The sequence below is a fragment of the Streptomyces bacillaris genome, assembly GCF_003268675.1.
Classification (GTDB): Bacteria; Actinomycetota; Actinomycetes; order Streptomycetales; family Streptomycetaceae; genus Streptomyces; species Streptomyces bacillaris.
In genome coordinates this window covers 393,656-415,483 of the sequence record NZ_CP029378.1, presented here as the reverse complement: position 1 = coordinate 415,483, position 21,828 = coordinate 393,656, and the positions used below count along the sequence as shown (strand labels likewise).

Below are 21,828 nucleotides of genomic sequence, written 5' to 3'. Positions count from 1 at the left end.
GGGGTGGACCGGGCGGGGGTACGTTCCCCTCCGGCCGGTCCGGGCTCCGTACCCGTCAGCCCGCCCCGGCCTCCGACCGGTCCCCGCCCCACAGCGTGTGGAACGAACCCTCGCGGTCCGTACGCCGGTAGGTGTGCGCCCCGAAGAAGTCCCGCTGCCCCTGCGTGAGCGCCGCCGGCAGCCGGTCCGCGCGCAGACCGTCGTAGTACGCCAGCGCGGCGGCGAAACCGGGCGTCGGCACCCCCTGGCGCACCGCCTCCGCCACCACAGCGCGCCAGTCGTCCTGCGCCGCCCCGGTCTCCCGCCCGAACTCCTCGTCGGAGAGCAGGCTCACGAGTCCGGGCCGGGAATCGTAGGCGGCCCGGATGCGGTCCAGGAACGCCGCCCGGATGATGCAGCCCGCACGCCAGATCGCCGCCACGGAACCGAGGTCGATGCCCCAGTCGTACGCCTCGCTCCCGGCCCGGATCTGGTGGAAGCCCTGGGTGTACGAGACGACCTTCGACGCGTACAGCGCCTGCTCGACCCGGTCCGCGAACGCCGAAGCCTCCGCACCCTCCAGCGGCTCCGCCACCGGCCCCGGCAGCTCCCGCGAGGCCTCGCGCAGGTCGGCGTGGCCGGAGAGGGAGCGCGCGAAGACCGCCTCCGCGATCCCGGAGACGGGAACGCCCAGGTCGAGCGCGATCTGCACGGTCCAGCGCCCGGTGCCCTTCTGCTCCGCCCGGTCCTGCACGATGTCGACGAACGGCCTGCCGGTGGCCGCGTCCGTGTGGGCGAGGACCTCGGCGGTGATCTCGATCAGATACGAGTCCAGCCGCCCGGTGTTCCAGCTCCGGAAGGTCTCCGCGATGTGCGCGGGGGAGTACCCGGCCACCCTGCGCAGCAGGTCGTACGCCTCCGCGATGAGCTGCATGTCCGCGTACTCGATGCCGTTGTGCACCATCTTCACGAAGTGCCCGGCCCCGTCGGGACCGATGTGCGCGGTGCACGGAGTGCCGTCCTTCGCCCGGGCGGCGATCCGCTCCAGCATCGGGCCCAGGGAGGCGTACGACTCGGCGGAGCCGCCCGGCATGATGCTCGGGCCGTGCAGCGCGCCCTCCTCGCCGCCGGAGATGCCCGCCCCGACGAAGTGGATACCGCGTTCGCGCAGCTCCTTCTCCCGGCGGCGGGTGTCCTCGAAGTGGGCGTTGCCGCCGTCGATGATGACGTCGCCGTCCTCCAGCAGGGGCGCGAACTCCTGGATCACCGCGTCCGTGGGGTCCCCCGCCTTCACCATGATCACCAGGCGCCGGGGGCGCTCCAGCGCGGCGACGAACTCCTCGGGGGTGTGCGCGGCGACGAAGGTCCCCTCGTCACCGAACTCCTTCACCAGGGCGTCGGTGCGGGAGGTGGTGCGGTTGTGCACGGCGACGGTGAAGCCGTTGCGGGCGAAGTTGCGGGCCAGATTGCGGCCCATCACCGCGAGTCCGGTGACGCCGATCTGGGCGGTGCCGCTCATCTGTGTGCTCCTGCGGGGCCGGGGGTGTTGGGTCAGGACGGATTCGGGGAGGGGCCAGGGAGAAACGAGGGAGTGGGACAGGGAGTACGGGAGGGAGCGCGGCGGCGTTCACGCGTCCGGGGCGGGAGAGCCGCCGCCGGAAGCATCCTCGGGGCCGGCCCGGTGGGTCTCGCGGGCCTCGCGGGCCGAGGCGCCGTCCACGAACGCGCCGTCCGGCAGCGAGCCGTCCAGCAGGCTCTCGTCGTCCCCGTCCTCCGGGATCACATGCATCGCGGCTTCCTCGGCCGACGCCGCGGCCCCGTCGATGCCGACATCGCTCGCGGTGAGCGTGGCCGGTACCCGGCCGTCCGCCTGCTGGGTCAGCCGCCCGGCACGGGCGACGCCGACCTCGCCGTTCCACAGCTCGCCGTCGCCGCCCGCCAGGTCACCCACCCCGTCTCCGACGAAACCGGGGTTCTCGGGAACCTCCCTGCTCAGCCGGGTGTCGAGGGACTCACCCGTGACGGTCTCGGGAGCCGTGGTGCCGAGTCCCTCCACCACCCAGGGCCGGTCCGGCGGAGAGTAGCCCTCGTCGAGGGGGTCGCCGGTGCCGGAGGGGTCCAGCAGGGTGTCCTCGGCGCCGAGCTGTTCCTCGGGGTCGGAGGCCTCCGGCTCCTGGGGCTGGTAGACGTCGTCCCCCCAGTCGGTGTCGCTCATGGCGCGTCCTTTCCTCGGGAGAACCACTGTCCCCTGTACGCAATTCCACTCCGGTCCCGCTCCGGCCGCAAAGGGAAGATCGGATTCCGATGCTCCGCACCGGTGCGCCGACCGGGTCCGTACGGAGGGCCGGACCGCTGTCGTACGGGGCCGGAGGCCGGAACACAGGGTGCCCGTACCGTCCAACGGGCGCGTGAATAGGGTTGCCTCCCATGATGAACGGACCGCAGCCTCCCGGTGGCGAGCATCCGTACCCCGGGCAGGGGCAGCAGCGGTACGGAGGGGCCGCGCCCCCTCCCTGGGCGGCGCCGACCGTCCCGTCCGGGGTGCCGGCGCACCCGCTGTCGTCGGCCCCACGTCCGCCCCGGCAGGGCGGTGGCCGCCCGACCGCGGTCGTCGCCGTCTGCGCGGTGGCCGCCGTGGTCGCCGCGGCCGTGGTCGCCGGGTTCCTGGTGTTCGGCGGGGGAGACGACGGGAAGCCGGCCGCCGGGCCGACGCCCGCGGACTCCGTCGCCGCCTCCGACGGGCCCGCCGACCCGGAAGGACCGCTCGTGCCCGGCTGGAAGACCGTGGTCAACCCCACGCGCGGTATCGCCTTCGACGTACCGGCCGAGTGGGCGCCGAAGCCGGCCGGCTGGGTCAGCTACGTCGCCGATGACAGCGACCCCGACGAGAAGCCGATCGTCGGCTTCTCGGCCCCGGCGATCCTCAAGGAGAAGCGGTGCCTCTCCGACGACGACCACAACGGCACCCAGGAGGAGACCGCGCTCGCCTCCGTCGGCTCCCGGGGCGAGCGCGAGGCCCGGAACGCGGAGGAAGCCGCCCGGGAGAACGCCCGCCTCTGGGTCTACGGCAGCTACGCCCAGCCGCACGAGGACAAGGTCACCACCGGACCCGCCGAGCCGTTCACCACGAGGTCCGGCCTCACCGGCAGCGTCGCGACGGCCACCTCGTCCGGTCTCGAGGCGAAGGGCCGGTGCGACTTCGACGGCAGGGCGACCGCGTTCGCCTTCAAGGACGGGAAGGGACAGCTCGTGTCCTGGACGTTCGTCGGGGTGCGGGGTGTCACCGACGAAGTGCCTGATCAGACGGTACGGAAGATCCTCTCCACGGTCCGGCTCGTGGAGGCCACCGGCTGATCCGCGCCTCCGGGCGTTCTTCGGGACAGGGGCCCCGACGTGGCCGGATCAGCCCCGTCCGGCTCCGGGCGGACCGGGGCGCGCCGGGCCGGACGTACACTCGGCCCATGGGTCGTAGCGCCGAACCGAGGAAGTGCCCGCAGAGGGCCGCCTCCGCGCTGCCCCCGGTCGTGGCCGTCACCGTCGCACCGGCGCCCGCTGACGCGGCGCCCGGAACGGGCCGTACCGCGCTGCACGGCCACGGCTAGCGGCTTTCGCCGTCTGCGGGGACCCGGGCGGACGCCACGGCTCCGCCGCCCCCTCCCACGTACGACTCCGGCCTCTCCGCACCGGCTCCCCAGCGCCACGCACGCCCGATCACGCCACGCCTCACGCGCGACCGGTCACCTCAGGCCCACGCACGACCGAATACGTCACGCATCACGCATCACGCGGCACACGGCGCACCGCCCGTGTGCCGCTGCCCGGCGACGGCCGCAGGAACGGGCCGAGCCGCACTCGAAGGGACCACCGTGAAGCTGAGCGACCTACTGGCCGGGCAGGACCACCACGTGCTGCAGGGAAGCCCCGAGCGCACGAGGATCACCGCCGGCGCGACGTTCGACGCGGACCGGGTCACCCCCGGCTCCGTCTTCGTCGCGGTGCCCGGCCACGCGGCCGGCGGCCCGGACGCCGTCGCACCGGCCGTCGCCCGCGGCGCTGCTGCCGTGGTCGTCGACGCCCAGGCGCCACCTCTCCCCGCGGCGGCGGGCGGGGTCTGCGCCATCCGGGTGCCGGACGCCCGCAGGGCCGCGGCCGTCATCGCCTCGCGCTACTTCGGTGAGCCGGGCCGCGCGATGGACCTGATCGCCATCACCGGGACCAACGGCAAGACCTCCGTCTCGTACATGGTCGAGTCGGTGCTGCGGCTCGCCGAGGGCGCCCGGACCGGGGTGATCGGGACGGCGGGGAGCCGGATCGGGGACGAACCGATCCCGATGCCGCCGTCTGCGCTCTCCACCCCCGAATCGCCCGACCTCCAGTACCTGCTGAGCCGGATGCGCGACGGTGCGGCCGACGGCGTCGTCCTGGAGGCCACCTCGATGGGCCTGCTGACCCACCGTCTGGACCGGACCTTCATCGACGTGGGGGTCTTCACCAACCTGTCGCAGGACCACCTCGACGACCACGGCACCATGGAGCACTACCGGGACGCCAAGCTCCGCCTCTTCCAGGGGCTGTGCCGACGCGCGGTCGTCAACATGGACGATCCGCTCGGCGCCCGCATCCGGGAGCTGATGCCCGACGCGGTGACGACGTACGCCCTGGACGGCCCCGCGGACTACCGTGCCACCGACCTGGCCGTGGACGCCTCGGGGACCCGGTTCACCCTGCACCACGACGGCCGGAAGTACCCGGCGGCGATCCCGTCCCCGGGCCGGTTCTCGGTCTCCAACGCCCTGGCGACGGTGGCCGCCTGCCATCTGCTCGGCCACGGCCTGGCCGGGCTGGTCGACGCGCTGGAGCGGATGCCGCAGATCCCCGGCCGCTTCGAGCGTCTCCACACCGCCGAGGGCACCTCGGTGATCGTGGACTACGCCCACTCGCCGGACTCCCTCAACAAGGTCCTGACCACGATCCGGGGCTTCGCCCAGGGGCGGGTCATCACGGTCTTCGGCTGCGGCGGCGACCGGGACACCACCAAGCGCGCCGAGATGGGCACCATCGCGGGCACCCACTCCGACCTGTGTGTCCTCACCTCGGACAACCCGCGGTACGAGGACCCCGAGGCGATCCTCGACCAGATCGCGCCGGGGATCGCGGCGACCGGCACGCCCTTCGAGCGGTGCACGGACCGGCGTCTGGCCATCGCCTCCGCCCTCGCCTCGGCGGGACCGGCCGACATCGTGCTCATCGCGGGCAAGGGCAGCGAGCCCCACCAGATCGTCGGTGACGAGCTGCTGCCCTTCAGCGACATGGCGACCGTACGGGAGCTGATCGGCCGGTAGGCACCGCGTATGCATGCCGGTAGCCACCGCGTATGCATGCCGTGCACCCCGCTCACCTGCGGAATGGCGGTGGCGCGGTAGGCGGGCCGACTGACATGCGGCTGGCCGCACGCCCGGGCGCCGGGTGGAGCGGCGACCGTGACGGCACCGCACTCGCCGCCCGGGGGCTCGTCGTCACGCTCAACTACCGCCTCGGCTTCGAGGGGTTCGGCCATGTCCCGGACGACGGCGAGGGCCCCCGCCTGCCCCGACAACCGGGGCCTGCTCGACGAGACCGCCGCCCTGGAATGGGTCCGTGACAACATCGCCTCCTTCGGCGTTTCGCCCGACCGGGTCACCGTGGCCGGGCAGTCCGCGGGCGCCACCTCCGTAGCCTGCCTGATGGTGGCGGACCGGGCGCGCGGGTCGCTGCACCGCGCCATCCTGCACAGCGCCGTCAACGCCTGTGCCCCCGTAGGCCACGTGGCCCGCACCACCGCCGAGGTCGCTGCGGCGGGCGGGGTACCCGCCGCCCGGGCGGGGCTGCTCGCCACCCTGATCCACCGTCACCACCCGTAGTGCAGATGCTGGTTCATGCGACGATCAGGCGCAGGCCCAGCTCCGCCGCCTCGAGAGCGGCGAGACCCCTGTTGCGCTCCGTCCACCGGCCCGAGGAGAGATCCTCGCGCAACCGGTCCACCGCCCGCCGCTCGGCCTCCGGCCCCACCCGGGTCCAGACCGACACCGCCCGGCGCACCTCTTCGTCGAGGTAGGCCTCGGGGCGGCGCCAGTGGGCCTCGAAGAAGCCGTCGGCACAGTCCCACGGGACGAGCACCGGTTCCGCCCGGCCCCCGACCGCACCGGCCAGGTCGGCCAACGAGGGCCAGTCGACGAGCAGTTCGGCGAACTCGGGCAGGTAGTCGCGGGTGAGCCAGAACCGTTCGAGCCCGCCGCCCGTACCGGGGGTACCGGCGTCGTAGGTGAACACCACCACCCGGCGGGCCACGCGCCGCATCTCGCGCAGGCCCGCGATCGGGTCCTGCCAGTGGTGCACCGTGCTGAAGGCCATCGCGGCATCGAAGGACCCGTCCTCGAACGGCAGGCTCTCCGCGGCCGCCGCCACGCACCGCGCCGCACCGGCAGGGCGCTGCGCCCGCATCACCGCCGACGGCTCCACGGCGGTGACCTCCCGGTCCGGGGGCTCGTAGGACCCGGTGCCCGCCCCGACGTTCAGCACCGTACGGGCGTCCCCGAGCGCCTCCCAGACCCGCGCGGCGATCCGGGGTTCCGTACGCCGCGTCGCCGGATAGGCCGACCCGATGGTGTCGTACAACTGTGCTCCGAACACTTTGAGTTGCTCCTCCGGTGTCGTCCTGATCCCCAGGGCCCGTGCCTCCAGCTCCGCGTCGATGGCCCGTACCATGGCCGTCGTACGGTCGCGCTGTTCCATCAGCAGGCCGCGCAGCCGGCGCAGGTGCGCGGCCGCGTCGGTGGCCGGGTCGTCGACCAGCTCCGCGATCTCGCGCAGCCCGAACCCCAGCCGCCGGTAGCCGAGTACCTCCCGCAGCCGCTCCACGTCGGCCGCCGAGTAGGCCCGGTAACCGGCCGTGCTCCGCGCGGACGGCCGTACGAGACCGATCCCGTCGTAATGATGCAACGTGCGGACGCTCACCCCGGCCAGCTCGGCCACGCGCCCCACGGTCAGATGCTCTTCCACGCCCCCGACCCTGAGCCATGACGCCACGTGAGGGTCAACTCCCGGCGCGTCCCATCCTGTTCCGTGAGAGCAGCGGCAGCCGGTCCACCGCCGTGGGGGCGCGCCGCTCGTCGAGCCAGAAGAGGTAGACGCGGAGGTGGGCGGCCAACTCCCCGTCGATGTAAGCCGCGTAGTCGTCCGCCGCGGCCGCCGTACCCTGCCCCGACCGAGCGTCATCGTCCTCCCACGCCGGGCGCCGAGTGGCCAGGTACTCCTTGATCCGGGCGCGGTCGCGCCACCACTCCCGGACGGTCTCCGGCGTCCAGTGGTCGTCCCCGTCACAGCCATAGGCTCTGAATACTTCGGCTTCCGCCGCGTCGACCAGCTGTCGCAGCTCCTGTGCCGTCCGTGGCTGCCGGTACACGTACTCGGTGAAGTGCTCGCCCTCGTAGAGCACCAGTGCCGGGGCGTACATCCGGCCCGTTCCGCAATTGTCCGTACCGGCTCCGTAGAACGGACCGGGCACGTTGAGCCACAGCCGCTCCGCCCACTGCCCCCGGAACACCGCCTGCGCCTCACCCAGCAGGGGCAGCGGATCGAAGTAAGTTGCCACGGACAGAGATTAAGAGACGGCTCCCAGGAGGGCGGGGCCGGGGGCGCCCCGCCCGGCACGCTAGTACGGCGGCAGCCGCAGCGCCCCCGTGCCGTCTCGTACGTCGTGGACGATGCGGAGCTTCTCCACCGGGTTGCCGCGCCCGTCCGTCGTCACCAGGACCGCGTCGTCGCTGTTGATGCAGCGCCCTCGCTCGTCCGGCCGGGGGCAGAAGAGGAGATAGCCGGTCTGCCGGTCGATCCGGCCCGGCTCGAGGCGCCACACCCACTGGTAGTCGCTCACCACCACATCCGGGTAGGTGGACCGCAGTTCGTCCGCCACCGCCTTCTGGACCGTCCTGCCGAACTCCTGGCTCTGCTTGAACGGACGCACGACGCGGGCGCGGCCCGTCGTGTCGACCTGCCCGGCCTCGATCTCGTAACTGGCCGAGTGGTGGGTGTGCTTGGTGAGCGAGCCGACCAGATCGCCCCGGGTCAGCCGCATCAGGCTGGGCCAGGAGTCCTTGCCCCGCTTGCGGTCGGCGGCGACGGCGGGGGAGACGATGTTCACGTACGAGGCCTCCGCCTCGCCCAGCCGGCTGTCCGGGCCGCTCGCCGTGACCCACCGCTGGACGCAGCCGCCGATCTCCGCGAGCACCCGCTCCACCGTGTCATTGGTCAGCTCGGCCACCACATAGGGCGGTGCGCCGGAGATACCGAGGGCGATGACCTCGTAACCGCAGCCGTCGAAGGCGTCCCGCATCGTGCGGAACGCCTCCGCGTCGGTCCGGGCGCGCGCCACCGCCTCCGTCAGCACCCCGGCGCACTCCTTGCCGTCGCAGGTCCCCTTCGAGTCGTCGATGCGCAGCCGCACCACCGCGTCCCGGTCGTCGGCCACCGCGAAGGTCACCTCGGAGCCTCCCGTGCCCGGGAAGAGCGTGCGCGCCCCGATCGCCTTGAGCTGTCCGGGAAGGGTTTTGTCGGCCAACTCCTCCGCCGCCCGGCGGTCCTCGTCGGTGTCCAGCACCCCGCACGCCCCGGCCAGCACCATCAGCGAACCCATCAGCACACAGGCCGCTGCGGCTCTCCACCCCCTGCGGCGTGTTCCGGCCATGATCCGCTCCTCCGAAAGGTCCTGCCGACCGTCGTGTCCCGTGTTCCTGTGACAGTAGGACCGGGCCCGGCGCTCCGGATGAGTACGCCTACTCAAACGCGGTACGGGACGCTCTCCGCGCAGCTCCACCGGCTGCTTCTGTCATTGGCATGGACCTGATGACAGGACTCCGCTACAGTCCGGAACGGCGCCAGTTGAGAGCGCTCTCAATGGCTTGATCCCGGCGCGCTCCCGGATGTACCCCGTTCCACCCCCACGTCGTTGGAACAACAGGAAGGGTCACTCCCTTGAGACACGCAACCGCCCTGCGGACCGCCCTGTCCGCGCTGCTGGTCGTCGGCGCCTGGACCGCCGTCGGCCCGGCGACCGCCTCCGCCGCCCCCGTCGACTCCGCCACCTCGGCCCCCTCCGCCGCGGAACTCCCCGCCTCCGCGGCCCTGCTCTCCGCCATGCAGCGTGACCTCGGCCTGACCGAGGGCCAGGCCCGCACGCGGCTGGCGGAGGAGAAGGCGGCCGCGACCCTGGAGCCGAAGGCCCAGCGCGCCGCGGGCGCCGCCTACGGCGGATCCTGGTTCGACGCGAAGACCGGCAAGCTGACCGTCGCGGTCACGGACGCCGGCAAGGCCGCCGCCGTACGGGCCGCGGGCGCGCAGACCCGGATCGTCGAGCACTCGGCCGCCCAGCTCGACGCCACCATGAAGCGCATCGACGCGCTGAGCGCGCCGAAGGGCGTGGCGAGCTGGCGCGTCGACCCCGAGACCAGCCGGGTCGTCGTGAACGTCGTCGCCTCCGCGCAGGGTGACAACGATGTCCAGGCCTTCGTCGCCAAGGCCCGCAAGGCCGGTCCCGTGACGGTGGAGCGGACGGCCGAGGCCCCGCAGACCTTCGCCGCCGGAACCGTCGGCGGCGACCCGTACTACACCGGCAACGTCCGCTGCTCGATCGGCTTCTCGGTCCACGGCGGCTTCGTCACCGCCGGTCACTGCGGGGGCGTCGGCCAGCAGGTCCGCGGCTGGGACAACTCGTACATCGGCAACTTTCAGGGTTCGTCCTTCCCCGGCAACGACTACGCCTGGGTGAACGTCGGCAGCGGCTGGTGGACCGTCCCCGTCGTCCTCGGCTGGGGCACCGTCCCGGACCAGCTCGTCCGCGGCTCGAACGAGGCCCCGATCGGCGCCTCGATCTGCCGCTCCGGCTCCACCACCCGCTGGCACTGCGGCCGGGTCCTCGCCAAGAACGAGACCGTCAACTACAGCCAGGGTGCCGTGCACCAGATGACCAAGACCAGCGTCTGCGCCCAGGGCGGCGACTCCGGCGGCTCGTTCATCAGCGGCGACCAGGCCCAGGGCGTCACCTCGGGCGGCTGGGGCAACTGCTCCAGCGGCGGTGAGACCTGGTACCAGCCGATCAACGAGATCCTCAACCGGTACGGCCTGAGGCTCCACACCGCGTGATCCGGGGGAGCCAGGCGTCCGGCGGGGCGACCGGCTCCCTACGGTGATGGTGTACGAAGTGCTGTCGTACGAGGTGATGGCGTACGACAGGTGCCCGAGCGGCCCCGCCCATGGGTGGGGCCGCTTCCGTATGCCCGCGTGAGGGGCTGCTTCCGTACGTCAACCCGCAGGTCCGCTTCCGCTTCCACGCCCTCACCCGTTGCCCACCGCTTCCAGCGCATGGCCCCAACCCCCTTGTTCCAGCGCTTCGTTCACCGGCCATTGACACCCTCTCAGCGTCGGCGCAACACTGACACCGTCTTGGAGAGCGCTCTCCCGGCCGGTCTCCGGCGGTGCTCCGGCCCCGCCGATGCCAGGGAGCGGCGCGCCTTCTCCGGCTGCACCGCCCGGCTCAACTCTCCCCCCACCGTGCACCCGATGTGCATGGACGCAGAGCGGCATGGAGGTCCGTATGGCGACAAGATTCAGCAGAACGACCCTGGTGTCCGCACTGATCGTGGCGACCGCCCTGGCCCTGGTGGCCCTGGGGCTGACCGCGATCACGAACGCCGGGGTCACCGCGTCCGGCGCCGCCCCCGCGGCCGGTCCGCCCGCCGCGGCGTCCCACGTCATGCAGGGGCACACGATGGCGGACGCCAAGCCCGTCGCCTTCGGGGGCGACCCCGACGGCGACGGGTACATCCCGGCGAACCCGCCGGTCACCGGGGTGGAACCGTCCCAGGAGATCCCCCCGCACCGCTACTTCCACGAGTTCCAGGCGAACTGTTCGGTCACCCACGCCGCCCCGGACGACCCGATCGTCTACCCGGGCCGGGCCGGCGCTTCGCACGACCATACGTTCATGGGGAACGACACCACGAACGCGAGCAGCACCACGGCTCGCTGAGCGCGGGCGGGACGGCCCACTCCTTCCACTACGACTTCTTCAACGCCTGGGGCGACGCCACGCTGAAGGCCATGGTCGACCACTGTGTCGTCGGCGGTCTCCTGTGCAGCGCCCGTGGCTACGACGAGGCCAACCCGGACCGGGGTGCCGTCCTCGACGAGAACTACGAACTGCCCTGATCGGCTGACCGGTTGACCAGCTGACCGGTTGATTGATCGCCTGACCGGCAGGCGGGGAAGTGCTCTCCCCTCAGGGGTGAACCCTGCCCTGACGGGAGAGCGCTCTCCCGTCATCGCTCACCTTCCCCACCCGCACACCCCCGAGGAGCCCTTCCCCCATGAACCTCCCCCTCTCCGACGGTCGCCGTCGGCCCGTCCTCGCCCCCGCCTCCGCCCACGGCGCCGGGCCACCGCACGCCTCGCCGCCGCGGCCCTCCTCGCCGGGGCCGTGGCCGCCCTCCCCGCCCCCGCGGCCCACGCGGCGGGCAGCGTGGTCGAGGTGACCGGATCCCAGGGCAACTGGCAGTTGACCGTGGACGGTTCGCCGTACACCGTGAAGGGCCTGACCTGGGGCCCGTCCGTCGCGGACGCCGAGCGGTACATGCCCGATGTGAAGTCGATGGGCGTCAACACCATCCGTACATGGGGCACCGACGCCACCACCAGGCCCCTTCTGGACACCGCGGCGGCCCACGGCATCAAGGTGATCGCCGGCTTCTGGCTGCAGCCCGGCGGCGGCCCCGGCAGCGGCGGCTGTGTCAACTACCTGACGGACACCGCCTACAAGAACGACATGCTCGCGGAGTTCCCCCGCTGGGTGGAGACGTACAAGGACCATGAGGGCGTCCTCATGTGGAACGTCGGCAACGAGTCCGTACTCGGCCTGCAGAAATGCTACAGCGGCGAGGCCCTGGAGCAGCAGCGCGACGCGTACACGACGTTCGTCAACGAGATCGCCAAGCGGATCCAGGCGGTCGACCCGAACCACCCGGTCACCTCCACCGACGCCTGGACCGGGGCCTGGCCGTACTACAAGAAGAACGCCCCCGATCTCGACCTCTACGCCGTCAACTCCTACGACGCCGTCTGTGACATCCGCTCCACCTGGGAGCAGGGCGGCTACGACAAGCCCTACATCGTCACCGAGGGCGGGCCAGCCGGTGAGTGGGAGGTGCCGGACGACGTCAACGGCGTACCGGAGGAGCCCGCCGATGTGGCGAAAGCCGCCGGATACCAGCGTGCTTGGGACTGTGTCCAGGGGCACCCGGGGGTCTCGCTCGGGGCGACGCTCTTCCACTACGGCACCGAGTACGACTTCGGGGGCGTCTGGTTCAACCTGTTGCCCGCGGGCCAGAAGCGGCTGTCGTACTACGCGGTGAAGGAGGCGTTCGGGGCTTCCACCTCCGGTGACAACACCCCGCCCGTCATCAGCGGGTTGAGCGTCGACAACGCCACCGCCGTGCCGGCCGGGTGGACGTTCCGGGTGAGCGCCTCCGTCACCGACCCGGACGGTGACGCGCTCAGCCACCAGGTGCTGTTCAGCTCCAAGTACGTGGACGACAGCGGCCACTTGACCGAAGCGGCCTTCACCGACCGCGGCGACGGCACCTTCGACGTGACCGCGCCCGACCGGCTCGGCGTCTGGAAGGTCTACCTCAAGTCGACCGACGGGCGCGGCAACGTCGGCATCGAGACGAAGTCCTTCAAGGTGGTGCCGCCGCCGGTCCAGGGGACCAACCTGGCCCTCGGCAGGCCCGCCACGGCCTCCTCCATCCAGCCGGACAGCATCGGCTGCCCCTGCCCGGCCGCCAACGCCGTCGACGGGTCCTTCGACACCCGCTGGGCCAGTGACTGGTCCGACCAGCAGTGGATCCAGGTCGACCTGGGCGCCACCACCTCCTTCGACCACGTCCAGCTGGCCTGGGAGGCGGCCTACGCCAAGGGCTACACCGTCCAGACCTCGCAGAACGGCCAGGACTGGACCACCGTCCACACCGAGACCGCGGGAAACGGCGGCATCGACGACATCCAGATCTCCGCGAGCGGCCGCTACGTCCGCGTGAACACCTCCGAGCGCGGCACCCCGTGGGGCAATTCGCTCTACGAGTTCGGCGTCTACCGCAACTGACCCGTCCGCGGCCCCGGTTGGCGACGGCACGACCCGCCGCACCGATTCCACCCCGCTGCCGGTGCGGCGGGACGGCCCGCGGCGACCACGGAAATCCTTGGCCGCCGCGGGCTCTCCGTCTGTACCGTGACCCCGGTTTCCAGAAAGATCACTGACTTCCGCCGGACGGGGACGACGACGATGACGACGACCGACAGGATGGCCCCGCGTACGGGCTTGCTCACGGTGGACGGGGCCGCCCTCCACCACGAGGTGCGCGGCGAGGGGCCGTTGCTGGTGATGATGCCGGGCGGCAGCGCCGACGCCGGTATCTACGACGCGATCGCTGCGGCGCTGGCGGACCGGTGGACGGTCGCCACGTTCGACCCGCGCGGCTACTCGCGCAGCCCGCTCGACGGCCCGGTGACGGAGCAACTGCCCGCCACGCACGCCGATGACATCGTCCGGCTGATCGAGCTGCTCTCGCCGGACGGGGCTCCGGCGGCCCTCTTCGGCTCCAGTTCGAGCGCCGTCGTGGCGCTGGACGTGCTCGCCCGCCACCCCGGCCGGGTGAGCCGGGTCGTGGCCCACGAACCGCCCGTGGTGGAGCTGCTGCCCGACCCGGCGGCGGGGCGTGCGCTCTTCGCGGCCGTACGGGAGTCGTTCCGGCGGGACGGGGTCGCGGCGGCCATGACCACGATGGCGGAAGGGCTCACACCGGCCTGGGGAGAGGACCGGGCGGCCCCCGAGCCGGCAGCCGTCGAAGCAGGGTCGGCGGCCCGCGATCCGGAGAGCATCGCTCCCGAACCGGAGCGTGAAGCTCCCGAGCCGGCGGCCCCGGCGTCTTCACCCCAGGAGACGCCCCCAAAGGTGCCCCCGGCGCAGGACGAGGTCTTCCGCCGCATGCACGCCAACCTGCCCGTCTTCCTGGAGCACGTCCTCTGCTCCTTCAGCGGGTACGCCCCCGATCTCGCGGCCCTCAAGGCTTCCGCCGCCCGCCTCGTCGTCGGGGTCGGCCGTGACTCCCGTGCGCTCCTGCCCGCCGTCGCCGCCGAAGCGCTGGCCCGGCGGGTGGACGCCCGGGTGGCCGAGTTCCCCGGCGGGCACATCGGCCTCACCGAGGACCCCCGGGCGTTCGCCGCCCGTCTGCGGGACGTGCTCGTCGCCCCCTGACCCGTAGAGCGGCGAAAGGCCCCCGACCGCAGTGGCGAACCACCACGGCCGGGGGCCTGCGGACGGACTGATGTGCCCTCAGGCATCCAGCCCCGTGCGCCGGTTCGCGTGTTCCCGGATCAGCTCCGCGTACCGCCGCCCGCTGCTCTTGACCGTACGGCGCTGGGTCGCGTAGTCCACGTGGACCAGGCCGAACCGCTTGTCGTAGCCGTACGCCCACTCGAAGTTGTCCAGCAGCGACCAGGCGAAGTACCCCACCAGCGGCGCCCCCTTGGCGACCGCGCGGGCGCAGGCGGCGAGGTGCTCCTCCAGATAGCGCACGCGCTCCGGGTCGTGGACCGAGCCGTCGGCCGCGACGGTGTCCCGGTAGGCCGAGCCGTTCTCGGTGACGTAGACGCGCTCGACGCCGTACTCCTCCGTCAGCCGCAGCAGCAACTGCTCCAGCCCGTCCGCGTACACCTCCCAGTCCATGTACGTGTGGCGTCCGCCGACCGCCGGGACCTGCGTGAACCCCGGCGCGGGGCCCGTCGGGTCGGCGGTGACGATCTGCCGGAAGTAGTAGTTCAGCCCCAGCCAGTCCAGCGGGGCCGCGATGGTCTCCAGGTCCCCCGGCCGCAGCGGGAGTTCGACTCCGTACAGCTCGACCATGTCCTGCGGGTAGCCGCGCCCCAGGACCGGGTCCAGCCACCAGCGGTTGATGTGGCCGTCGGCGCGGCGGGCGGCGGCGAGGTCGGCCTCGGTCGTGGTCGCCGGTTCGGTCGGGCTGAGGTTGTTGACGATGCCGACCCGGGCGTCCGAGGAGGCGGCGCGGACGGCCTGCGCGGCGAGGCCGTGGCCCAGGTGCAGATGGTACGAGGCGCGGACGGCGCCGGTGAGGTCGGTGAGGCCCGGGGCCATCCGGCCCTCCAGATGCCCGATCCACGCCGAGCAGAGCGGCTCGTTGAGCGTCGCCCACTCCTTGACCCGGTCGCCCAGCCGCTCGACGACATGGGCGGCGTACGCGGCGAAGTGCTCGGAGGTCTCCCGTACGGTCCAGCCGCCCCGGTCCTGGAGCACCTGCGGCAGGTCCCAGTGGTAGAGCGTGGCGAACGGGGTGATCCCGGCCTCCAGCAGCCCGTCCACCAGCCGGTCGTAGAAGTCCAGGCCCGCCTTGTTGACCGGCCCGTCGCCGCCCGGCACGACGCGCGGCCAGGCGATCGAGAACCGGTAGGCGTCCGCGCCGACCTGCTTGATCAGGCCGATGTCCTCGGCGGTCCGGTGGTAGTGGTCGCAGGCCACGTCACCGGTGTCGCCGCCGTCCACCTTGCCGGGGGTGTGCGAGAACGTGTCCCAGATGGAGGGGGAGCGGCCGTCCTCGGTGACGGCGCCCTCGATCTGGTACGCGGCGGTGGCGACGCCCCAGGTGAAGTCGGCCGGGAGGGCGCTGAGGTCGGTCACGTGCTGCCTTTCTGCGGGGGTCACTTGACGGCTCCGGCGGTGAGTCCGGCGACGAGGTAGCGCTGGAGCAGCAGGAAGCCGACGACGATGGGGACGCTGACGACGAGCGAGGCGGCCATGACCTGGTTCCAGTAGACGTCGTTCTGTGTCGCGTACCCCTGGAGGCCGACGGAGAGGGTGCGGGTGGCGTCGTTGGTCATGACGGAGGCGAAGAGGACCTCGCCCCAGGCCGTCATGAACGAGTAGACGGAGACGGCGACGATGCCCGGTACGGCTGCCGGTACGACCACCCGGAAGAGGGCGCCGACCGGTCCGCAGCCGTCCACCTTCGCGGCCTCGTCGAGATCCCTCGGGATGGAGTCGAAGTACCCGATCAGCATCCATATGGAGAACGGCAGCGAGAACGTCAGGTACGTGAGGATGAGGCCGCCGCGTGAACCGTAGAGGGCCACGCCCGTGGAGCTGCCGATGTTGACGAAGATGAGGAACAGCGGGAGCAGGAAGAGGATGCCCGGGAACATCTGCGTGGAGAGCACGGTGACGGTGAAGACCCGCTTGCCCCGGAAGGCGTAGCGGCTGACCGCGTACGCGGCGAAGACCGCGATGGTCACCGAGAGGACCGTCGCCGAGACCGCCACGATCAGCGAGTTGACGAAGTACTTGGCGAGGGGGACGGTCTTCCAGATGTCGAAGTAGGGCTGGACGGTCACGGTCGACGGGATCCACTGGAACTTCCCCGACACGTCCTGGAGCGGCTTCAGCGAGCTGCTGACCATCACATAGACCGGCAGCAGGACGAAGCCGGCCAGCAGCGTGAGGACGATACGGCGGGTCCAGAGGAAGGACTGCGGCGCGGCCATGGGGGAGCGGGGCCGGGAAGCTCTGGGGGTCCGCGCGAGGCTAGACATCGGAGCCCTTCCTTCCGCGCGAGGTGAGGAACAGGTAGACCGCCGTCACCAGGAGCAGGAAGAGCAGCAGGAGCACGGACATCGCGGAGCCGGTGCCGAAGTTCCAGGTGACGAAGGAGGACTGGTAGATGTGGATCGAGATGAGGTCCGCGCTCTCCGGTGCCGACTTCCCGAACAGGACGTACGGCGTGTTGAAGTCGTTGAACGTCCAGAGGAAGAGCACCAGGACCAGCACCTGGTTGACCGGGCGCAGCGAGGGCAGGGTGATCCGGCGGATCTGCTGCCAGATCCCGGCGCCGTCGATCGAGGCGGCCTCGTACAGCTCGCGCGGGATGTTCTGCAGGCCCGCCATCAGCATGAGGAAGGCGAACGGCCAGCCCTTCCACACCGAGACGATGATCAGCGTGTAGATGCTGTTGTCACCGATCAGCCAGAAGGACGGCTCGTCGGTGATCCCGAGCTGGTCGTGCAGGACGTGGTTGATCAGGCCGTTGTCCCGCTGGAACATGAACGCCCAGGTGATGACGGCGGCGTAGACCGGCAGCGCGTACGGGACGAGGAAGACCGCCCGCAGGATCCCCCGGCCGCGGAAGCTCTCCTGGAGGAGGATCGCCGCCGCCGTGCCGAGCAGCCAGGCGAAGCCGACCGAGAAGAACGTGAAGACACAGGTGACGAGGAACGAGTGGAGCAGGGCCTCACCGATCGGCGCGTCGAAGTCGACGGCGATGCGGTAGTTGTCGAGGCCGGTCCAGGGCGCCGCGCCCCAGTTGTTGATGAAGAACTGCGTCAGCTGACGGAAGCTCATCACGATCCCGATGACCATCGGGACGATGTGGATGAGGAGTTCCAGCAGGACGGCGGGGAGGAGCAGGAGATAGGGCAGTCCGCCTCGGCGGATCCGGTCGGGGATGCGCGGCAGCCGTCTGCGCGCACCCCCGGTGCCCCGGCTCGTCCCCCCGGTGGCCGGTGTTCCGGCCTCGGGGCTGGTGGCGGTGGCGGTCATGGAGTCAGGGCCTCACTGCTGCATCGTCTGCTGGGCCTTTTCGAGGCGCGCCCGCACGGACTCCTCCGTCACCGGGCGCCCGGCGGCGGCGTCCGCCCACAGCTCCTTGACCGCGGTGCCCACAGCCGTCTCGAACTGCGACTCGTTCGGGACCTGGGGGAGGGGCGCGGCGCTGGTGGCGAGGGTGTCGCGGAGCACCTTGAGGTCGGGGGCGCCGAAGGCCGCGTCGGCCTGGGCGGCCTTGACCGGCGGGATCGCCCCGTAGGTCTTGTTGAGGTGCTTCTGCTGGGCGTCGCTGGTCATGAACTTCACGAACTTCTTGGCGCCGTCGAGGTTCTTGGTGTTCTTGAACACCGCGATGTTGATGCCCGCGACCATGGAGTTGACCTGCTTGCCCGTGCCCGGGGTGCCCGAGGGGACCGGCACCGGGGCCGCGCCCCACTCGTCGGGCTTCATGCCCTGGGCGGCGAAGGTGGAGGCCGCCGCCTGCCAGAGCACCATCGCCGTCTTCCCCTTGGCGAAGTCGGTGAGCGACTGGTTCTGGGCGTACTCCGCGTTGCCCGGGGCGATGATCTTGTCCTTGGCCATGAAGTCGACGTACTGCTTCACGGCGGCGACGGCACCGTCGGAGGTGAAGGTCGCCTTGCCGTCCTGGTCGAAGAAGTCGGCGCCGTGCTGCTGGCCCAGGACGAAGACCTGGTGGATGTTGTTGGAGAGGTTGCCGCCCTCGGCGCCAAGACCCCACTTGTCGCCCTTGGATATCTTCTGCCCGGCCGCGACCAGCTCGTCCCAGGTGGCCGGGGGCTTCTCGATGCCCGCCTCGGCGAACATCTTCTTGTTGTAGTAGAGGGCGTACGCGAGCGAGTACAGCGGTACGGCGGCGGGCGGCTCGCCCTCCTTGCCGGCCGAGGCGACCGCCGAGTCGACGAAGCGGTCCCGGCCGCCGATCTCCTCGAAGCTCTTCTCGTCCCACGGCAGGAGCGCGCCGGTCGCCTGGAGCGAGGCCGACCAGGTGTTGCCGATGTTCAGCACGTCCGGGCCCTGTCCGGAGGCGGTGGCGGCGAGGATCCGGTTGAGGAGGTCGGCCCACGGCACGACCTCCAGCTTCACCTTGATCCCTGTCTCCTTCTCGAACTTCTTCAGCTCGGGAGTGAGGATCTCCTTGTCGGCCTCGATGCTCGGGCCCTGGTTGGAGGCCCAGTACGTGAGGGTCTTCGGGGACTCGTTGGACCCCGTGCCGGTCGACCCGCCGCCACAGCCGGTGGCGGCTGCGGTGATGGCGAGGGCGAGGGTGACGGCGCTTGCGGCTCTGACGTGGCGCATGAAGAGGTGGCCCCTTTCCGGGGGTGGCTGCGTTCGGGAACCGAACGGCCTCCATGACTTAATTTATGACGTGATTTAAGAGGTGAGGGAAGGTCGCGTCAAGGTCTGGGACCAGGTATGTTCCTGGAGGGGAAGGAGCAACATGGCCGAGCGCGACAGACGGACCGTGCGTGACCTGCGGCGGGGCAACCGGGCGAGGGTATTGCAACGGTTGTATTTCGACGGCCCGTTGAGCCGTCAGGAGCTGGGCCCGGCCACCGGGCTGAGTTCGGGTTCCATCAGCAACGTCGTGGCCGAACTCGCCGCCGAGGGGCTCCTCCAGGAGGCCGGCATCGTCGACTCCGACGGTGGCCGCCCCCGTACGCTGTTGCGCGTCGCCCCGGACGGCGGGCTCCTGGTCGGCATCGATATCGGGGAGACCCGGGTCCGCGTCGAGCTTTTCGACCTCTCCCTCACCGAACTGGCCCGCACCGAAAGGCTGCTGGCCCAGCACGGGTACGACGTCGACCGCATCGTCGCCCATGTCCGCACCGGCGTCGCCGATGTCCTGCGCGACGCGGGCGCCGACCCGCGCCGGCTGCTCGGCATCGGCATCGGGGTCCCCGGCATCATCGAGCGCGGGGGACCGGAAGGGCCCGACGGACGGCGCACCGCGGTCGTCCACGGCCAGACCATCGGCTGGCACGCGGTCCCCTTCGAGCAACTGCTCCGCGAGGTCGTCGACGTACCCCCCGAAGTGCCCCTCTTCATCGACAACGGCGCCAAGACGCTCGGCCGGGCCGAGATGTGGTTCGGCGGCGGGCGGGGCGCGGGCACCGCCGCCGTCGCGCTCATCGGCTCCGGCGTCGGCGCCTGCGTCGACCACGGCGACATCCTGGCGGAGGACCGCACGAGCCTCGCGCTCGAATGGGGCCACACCACGGTCCAGTTGCGCGGCCGCCGGTGCCGCTGCGGCTCGATCGGCTGCCTGGAGGCGTACGCCGGTGCGGAGGCCCTGCGCGAACGGTGGCGCGAGGCGGGCGGCCCGCTCCCCGAGGACGCCGACGACGAGACCGCCCTCGCCGCCCTCCTCGCCTCCGCCTACCCGCCCCCCGGCGGACCCGCCCCGGACCAGGTCGCCCTCTCCCTCCTCGACGAGACCGCCGAATGCCTCGGCGCGGCCCTGGCCGACCTGGTCAACCTCTTCCTGCCCGAACGCATCCTGCTCGGCGGCTGGGCGGGCCTGCTGCTCGGCCCCCACCTGCTCCCCGAGATCCGCCGGTACGCGGACGCCTACGCCCTGCGCCACGCGGCGGCCCGCACCACCATCGAGATGGGCCGCCTCGGCCCGGACGCGGTGACCGTCGGCGCCGCCACCCTCCCCCTGGCCGACTTCCTGACCCGCGGCGGCAGCCGCCCGGCCACCGGGGCCCGCCTCCCGGACGGCAGTGGTGCCCCCGCGCGTACGGCCACCGAGACGGTACGGATCCGGAGCCGTACGGCGGCGAGTTGAGTACGGGTCGGGTGTCGTACGGCGGTGGGTCGAGTGCGGGTCCGGTGCCGTACGGCGGCGGGTCGAGCGAGGGTCCGGGCCCCGCCCCTACGCCGACGCCCGTACCACCAGCTCCGGTTCGAAGATGACCGAGGTGGCGGGGGAGGAGGGGGCGGGCGGCCGGTCCAGGAGGAGGCGGAGCATCTCGGCGGCCATCGCCTCCACCGGCTGGCGGACGGTGGTCAGTGGCGGACGGCACGCCAGGGCGGCGCTGCTGTCGTCGAAGCCGACCACCGCGACGTCCTCCGGCACCCGGCGGCCGTGTTCGCGCAGCACATGGCAGGCGCCCGTCGCCATCAGGTCGTTGGCGGCGAACACCCCGTCCAGATCCGGGTGTTCCACCAGCAGCCGTTCCATCGCCACCTCCCCGCTCTCCTGGGTGAACCGCCCTTCGGCGACCGGGATGTACGCGTGCCCGTGGCGCGCCAGCGTGTCCCGGAAGCCGGTCAGCCGCGCCCGGCCCGCCGGCACGTCCAGCGGGCCGCTGATCGTGGCGAGCCGGCGGCACCCCCGGGACAGCAGATGTTCGGCGGCCAGCCGGGCACCGTCCTGGTGGGCGAGGTCGACGTAGCTGATGGGGACCGGCCGGGCGGGGCGCGCGAAGAGCACCGCGGCGAGCCCCGCCTCCGTGAGGAGACCGGGGAGCGGATCCTCGGCGTGGGTGGAGACGACGAGGGCCCCGTCCGCGCTGCCCTGCCGCAGGTACGCGACCACCTCGTCCCGGGCTCGCGAGGTCTCCGCGAACATCAGCACCGGGTGCATCCCGCGCGGCCGCAGATAATCGACGACCCCGGTGACCACCCGGCCGAAGAAGGGGTCCGCGAACACCTGCGCGGTGAAGGAACCCCCGCCCCCGGCCGTCGCACGCGAGCCACCGCCCGCCCGGCCCGCACCCGACCCGGCCGCCGCTTCGGCCCCGACATCCGCCTCCGCTTCGGCCCCGACGTCAGCCTCCGCCTCCGCCTCGACGCCCGCTCCCGACACCACCAGAGCCACGGCGTCGGCGCGCCGGGTGACCAGGGAGCGGGCCGCCCGGTTCGGGGCGTACCCCGTGACCGAGACCGCCTGCCGCACGACCTTCTGGATCGCCGGATCGACGTTGCGCACACCGTTGATGACCCGTGAGACGGTGGCACGCGAGACACCGGCAGCGCGGGCCACGTCCTCCAGGGTGGGTGCTCCGGCCGACCGCCGATCATCCGTCATGAGCGCCTTTATAGCACTGGCGGAGAGCGCTCTCCATTGGCGGCCGCAACTCGGCTCCGAGCATGCGGGGGTGGCGGGCCGTCATATGTCCGCGACTCGG

General features: G+C 71.9%; 17 protein-coding genes and 2 pseudogenes. 9 read left to right on the top strand and 10 right to left on the bottom strand.

What is annotated here, in order from left to right:
* Positions 1-55: 55 nt before the first annotated feature.
* Positions 56-1,498 (bottom strand): NADP-dependent phosphogluconate dehydrogenase, encoded by a 1,443-nt coding sequence (gndA, locus tag DJ476_RS01890; RefSeq protein WP_103417707.1) that lies wholly within the window; start codon positions 1,496-1,498, stop codon positions 56-58.
* A 108-nt stretch (positions 1,499-1,606) separates the two neighbouring features.
* Positions 1,607-2,194: a DUF5709 domain-containing protein gene (locus DJ476_RS01885; protein WP_103417706.1), complete on the bottom strand. Its 588-nt coding sequence runs from the start codon at positions 2,192-2,194 to the stop codon at positions 1,607-1,609.
* Between the two features lie 212 nt (positions 2,195-2,406).
* Between DJ476_RS01885 and DJ476_RS01880 the strand changes: the two genes are divergently transcribed.
* The 4 genes and pseudogenes from DJ476_RS01880 to DJ476_RS01870 all read left to right on the top strand — a co-directional run.
* Positions 2,407-3,333 carry a hypothetical protein gene (locus DJ476_RS01880; protein WP_208853467.1) on the top strand — a complete coding sequence of 309 codons (927 nt, stop codon included), beginning with the start codon at positions 2,407-2,409 and terminating at the stop codon, positions 3,331-3,333.
* 107 nt (positions 3,334-3,440) lie between these two features.
* Positions 3,441-3,581, top strand: a complete 141-nt coding sequence (locus DJ476_RS34360) for a hypothetical protein (protein WP_162638583.1) — start codon at positions 3,441-3,443, stop codon at positions 3,579-3,581.
* A 264-nt stretch (positions 3,582-3,845) separates the two neighbouring features.
* Complete coding sequence (locus DJ476_RS01875; RefSeq protein ID WP_112489637.1) at positions 3,846-5,321, top strand: UDP-N-acetylmuramoyl-L-alanyl-D-glutamate--2,6-diaminopimelate ligase; 1,476 nt, start codon at positions 3,846-3,848, stop codon at positions 5,319-5,321.
* Positions 5,322-5,455: 134 nt separating this feature from the next.
* Positions 5,456-5,852 (top strand): annotated as a pseudogene (locus DJ476_RS01870) (carboxylesterase family protein); the annotation flags it as partial.
* A gap of 40 nt (positions 5,853-5,892) precedes the next feature.
* On the opposite strand, the gene DJ476_RS01865 reads toward DJ476_RS01870, so the two are convergent.
* From DJ476_RS01865 to DJ476_RS01855, 3 genes are read right to left on the bottom strand one after another with little or no spacing between them, the layout of a single operon-like run.
* Entirely contained in the window at positions 5,893-7,017 is a 1,125-nt protein-coding gene (locus DJ476_RS01865; protein WP_112492405.1) for a MerR family transcriptional regulator, read from the bottom strand.
* A gap of 34 nt (positions 7,018-7,051) precedes the next feature.
* Entirely contained in the window at positions 7,052-7,609 is a 558-nt protein-coding gene (locus tag DJ476_RS01860) for a ferredoxin (protein ID WP_103417703.1), read from the bottom strand.
* Between the two features lie 60 nt (positions 7,610-7,669).
* Positions 7,670-8,701, bottom strand: a complete 1,032-nt coding sequence (locus DJ476_RS01855) for an SCO7460 family lipoprotein (protein ID WP_167480362.1) — start codon at positions 8,699-8,701, stop codon at positions 7,670-7,672.
* 287 nt (positions 8,702-8,988) lie between these two features.
* On the opposite strand from DJ476_RS01855, the gene DJ476_RS01850 reads away from it, so the two are divergent.
* The 4 genes and pseudogenes from DJ476_RS01850 (at position 8,989) to DJ476_RS01830 (ending at position 14,320) form a co-directional block, all read left to right on the top strand.
* Positions 8,989-10,155: a S1 family peptidase gene (locus tag DJ476_RS01850; RefSeq protein WP_112489635.1), complete on the top strand. Its 1,167-nt coding sequence runs from the start codon at positions 8,989-8,991 to the stop codon at positions 10,153-10,155.
* A 451-nt stretch (positions 10,156-10,606) separates the two neighbouring features.
* Positions 10,607-11,220: pseudogene (locus tag DJ476_RS01845) on the top strand (hypothetical protein).
* A 268-nt stretch (positions 11,221-11,488) separates the two neighbouring features.
* A complete protein-coding gene (locus DJ476_RS01835; protein WP_318294294.1) occupies positions 11,489-13,168 on the top strand; it encodes a galactose-binding domain-containing protein in 1,680 nt (559 codons plus the stop codon).
* A gap of 180 nt (positions 13,169-13,348) precedes the next feature.
* On the top strand, positions 13,349-14,320 hold the full coding sequence (locus DJ476_RS01830) for an alpha/beta fold hydrolase (RefSeq protein ID WP_103417698.1): 972 nt from the start codon (positions 13,349-13,351) through the stop codon (positions 14,318-14,320).
* A 78-nt stretch (positions 14,321-14,398) separates the two neighbouring features.
* Here DJ476_RS01830 and DJ476_RS01825 read toward each other — a convergent pair whose 3' ends face one another.
* From DJ476_RS01825 to DJ476_RS01810, 4 genes are read right to left on the bottom strand one after another with little or no spacing between them, the layout of a single operon-like run.
* Positions 14,399-15,757, bottom strand: a complete 1,359-nt coding sequence (locus DJ476_RS01825; protein WP_112489633.1) for a GH1 family beta-glucosidase — start codon at positions 15,755-15,757, stop codon at positions 14,399-14,401.
* 20 nt (positions 15,758-15,777) lie between these two features.
* Positions 15,778-16,617: a carbohydrate ABC transporter permease gene (locus DJ476_RS01820; RefSeq protein ID WP_103417696.1), complete on the bottom strand. Its 840-nt coding sequence runs from the start codon at positions 16,615-16,617 to the stop codon at positions 15,778-15,780.
* A gap of 40 nt (positions 16,618-16,657) precedes the next feature.
* Positions 16,658-17,668: a carbohydrate ABC transporter permease gene (locus DJ476_RS01815; RefSeq protein WP_112489632.1), complete on the bottom strand. Its 1,011-nt coding sequence runs from the start codon at positions 17,666-17,668 to the stop codon at positions 16,658-16,660.
* 12 nt (positions 17,669-17,680) lie between these two features.
* Entirely contained in the window at positions 17,681-18,991 is a 1,311-nt protein-coding gene (locus DJ476_RS01810) for an ABC transporter substrate-binding protein (protein WP_112489631.1), read from the bottom strand.
* A 142-nt stretch (positions 18,992-19,133) separates the two neighbouring features.
* Between DJ476_RS01810 and DJ476_RS01805 the strand changes: the two genes are divergently transcribed.
* Entirely contained in the window at positions 19,134-20,483 is a 1,350-nt protein-coding gene (locus tag DJ476_RS01805; protein WP_112489630.1) for an ROK family transcriptional regulator, read from the top strand.
* Between the two features lie 87 nt (positions 20,484-20,570).
* Here the strand turns inward: DJ476_RS01805 and DJ476_RS01800 are convergent, their stop codons facing one another.
* Positions 20,571-21,728 (bottom strand): LacI family DNA-binding transcriptional regulator, encoded by a 1,158-nt coding sequence (locus DJ476_RS01800; protein WP_112489629.1) that lies wholly within the window; start codon positions 21,726-21,728, stop codon positions 20,571-20,573.
* Positions 21,729-21,828 lie beyond the last annotated feature (100 nt).

Coding starts and splice junctions, on each gene's coding strand:
- gndA (WP_103417707.1), bottom strand. CDS start 1,498: ATGAGCGGCACCGCCCAGATCGGCGTCACCGGACTCGCGGTGATGGGC.
- DJ476_RS01885 (WP_103417706.1), bottom strand. CDS start 2,194: ATGAGCGACACCGACTGGGGGGACGACGTCTACCAGCCCCAGGAGCCG.
- DJ476_RS01880 (WP_208853467.1), top strand. CDS start 2,407: ATGATGAACGGACCGCAGCCTCCCGGTGGCGAGCATCCGTACCCCGGG.
- DJ476_RS34360 (WP_162638583.1), top strand. CDS start 3,441: ATGGGTCGTAGCGCCGAACCGAGGAAGTGCCCGCAGAGGGCCGCCTCC.
- DJ476_RS01855 (WP_167480362.1), bottom strand. CDS start 8,701: ATGGCCGGAACACGCCGCAGGGGGTGGAGAGCCGCAGCGGCCTGTGTG.
- DJ476_RS01830 (WP_103417698.1), top strand. CDS start 13,349: ATGACGACGACCGACAGGATGGCCCCGCGTACGGGCTTGCTCACGGTG.
- DJ476_RS01820 (WP_103417696.1), bottom strand. CDS start 16,617: ATGGCCGCGCCGCAGTCCTTCCTCTGGACCCGCCGTATCGTCCTCACG.
- DJ476_RS01815 (WP_112489632.1), bottom strand. CDS start 17,668: ATGACCGCCACCGCCACCAGCCCCGAGGCCGGAACACCGGCCACCGGG.
- DJ476_RS01810 (WP_112489631.1), bottom strand. CDS start 18,991: ATGCGCCACGTCAGAGCCGCAAGCGCCGTCACCCTCGCCCTCGCCATC.
- DJ476_RS01805 (WP_112489630.1), top strand. CDS start 19,134: ATGGCCGAGCGCGACAGACGGACCGTGCGTGACCTGCGGCGGGGCAAC.
- DJ476_RS01800 (WP_112489629.1), bottom strand. CDS start 21,728: ATGACGGATGATCGGCGGTCGGCCGGAGCACCCACCCTGGAGGACGTG.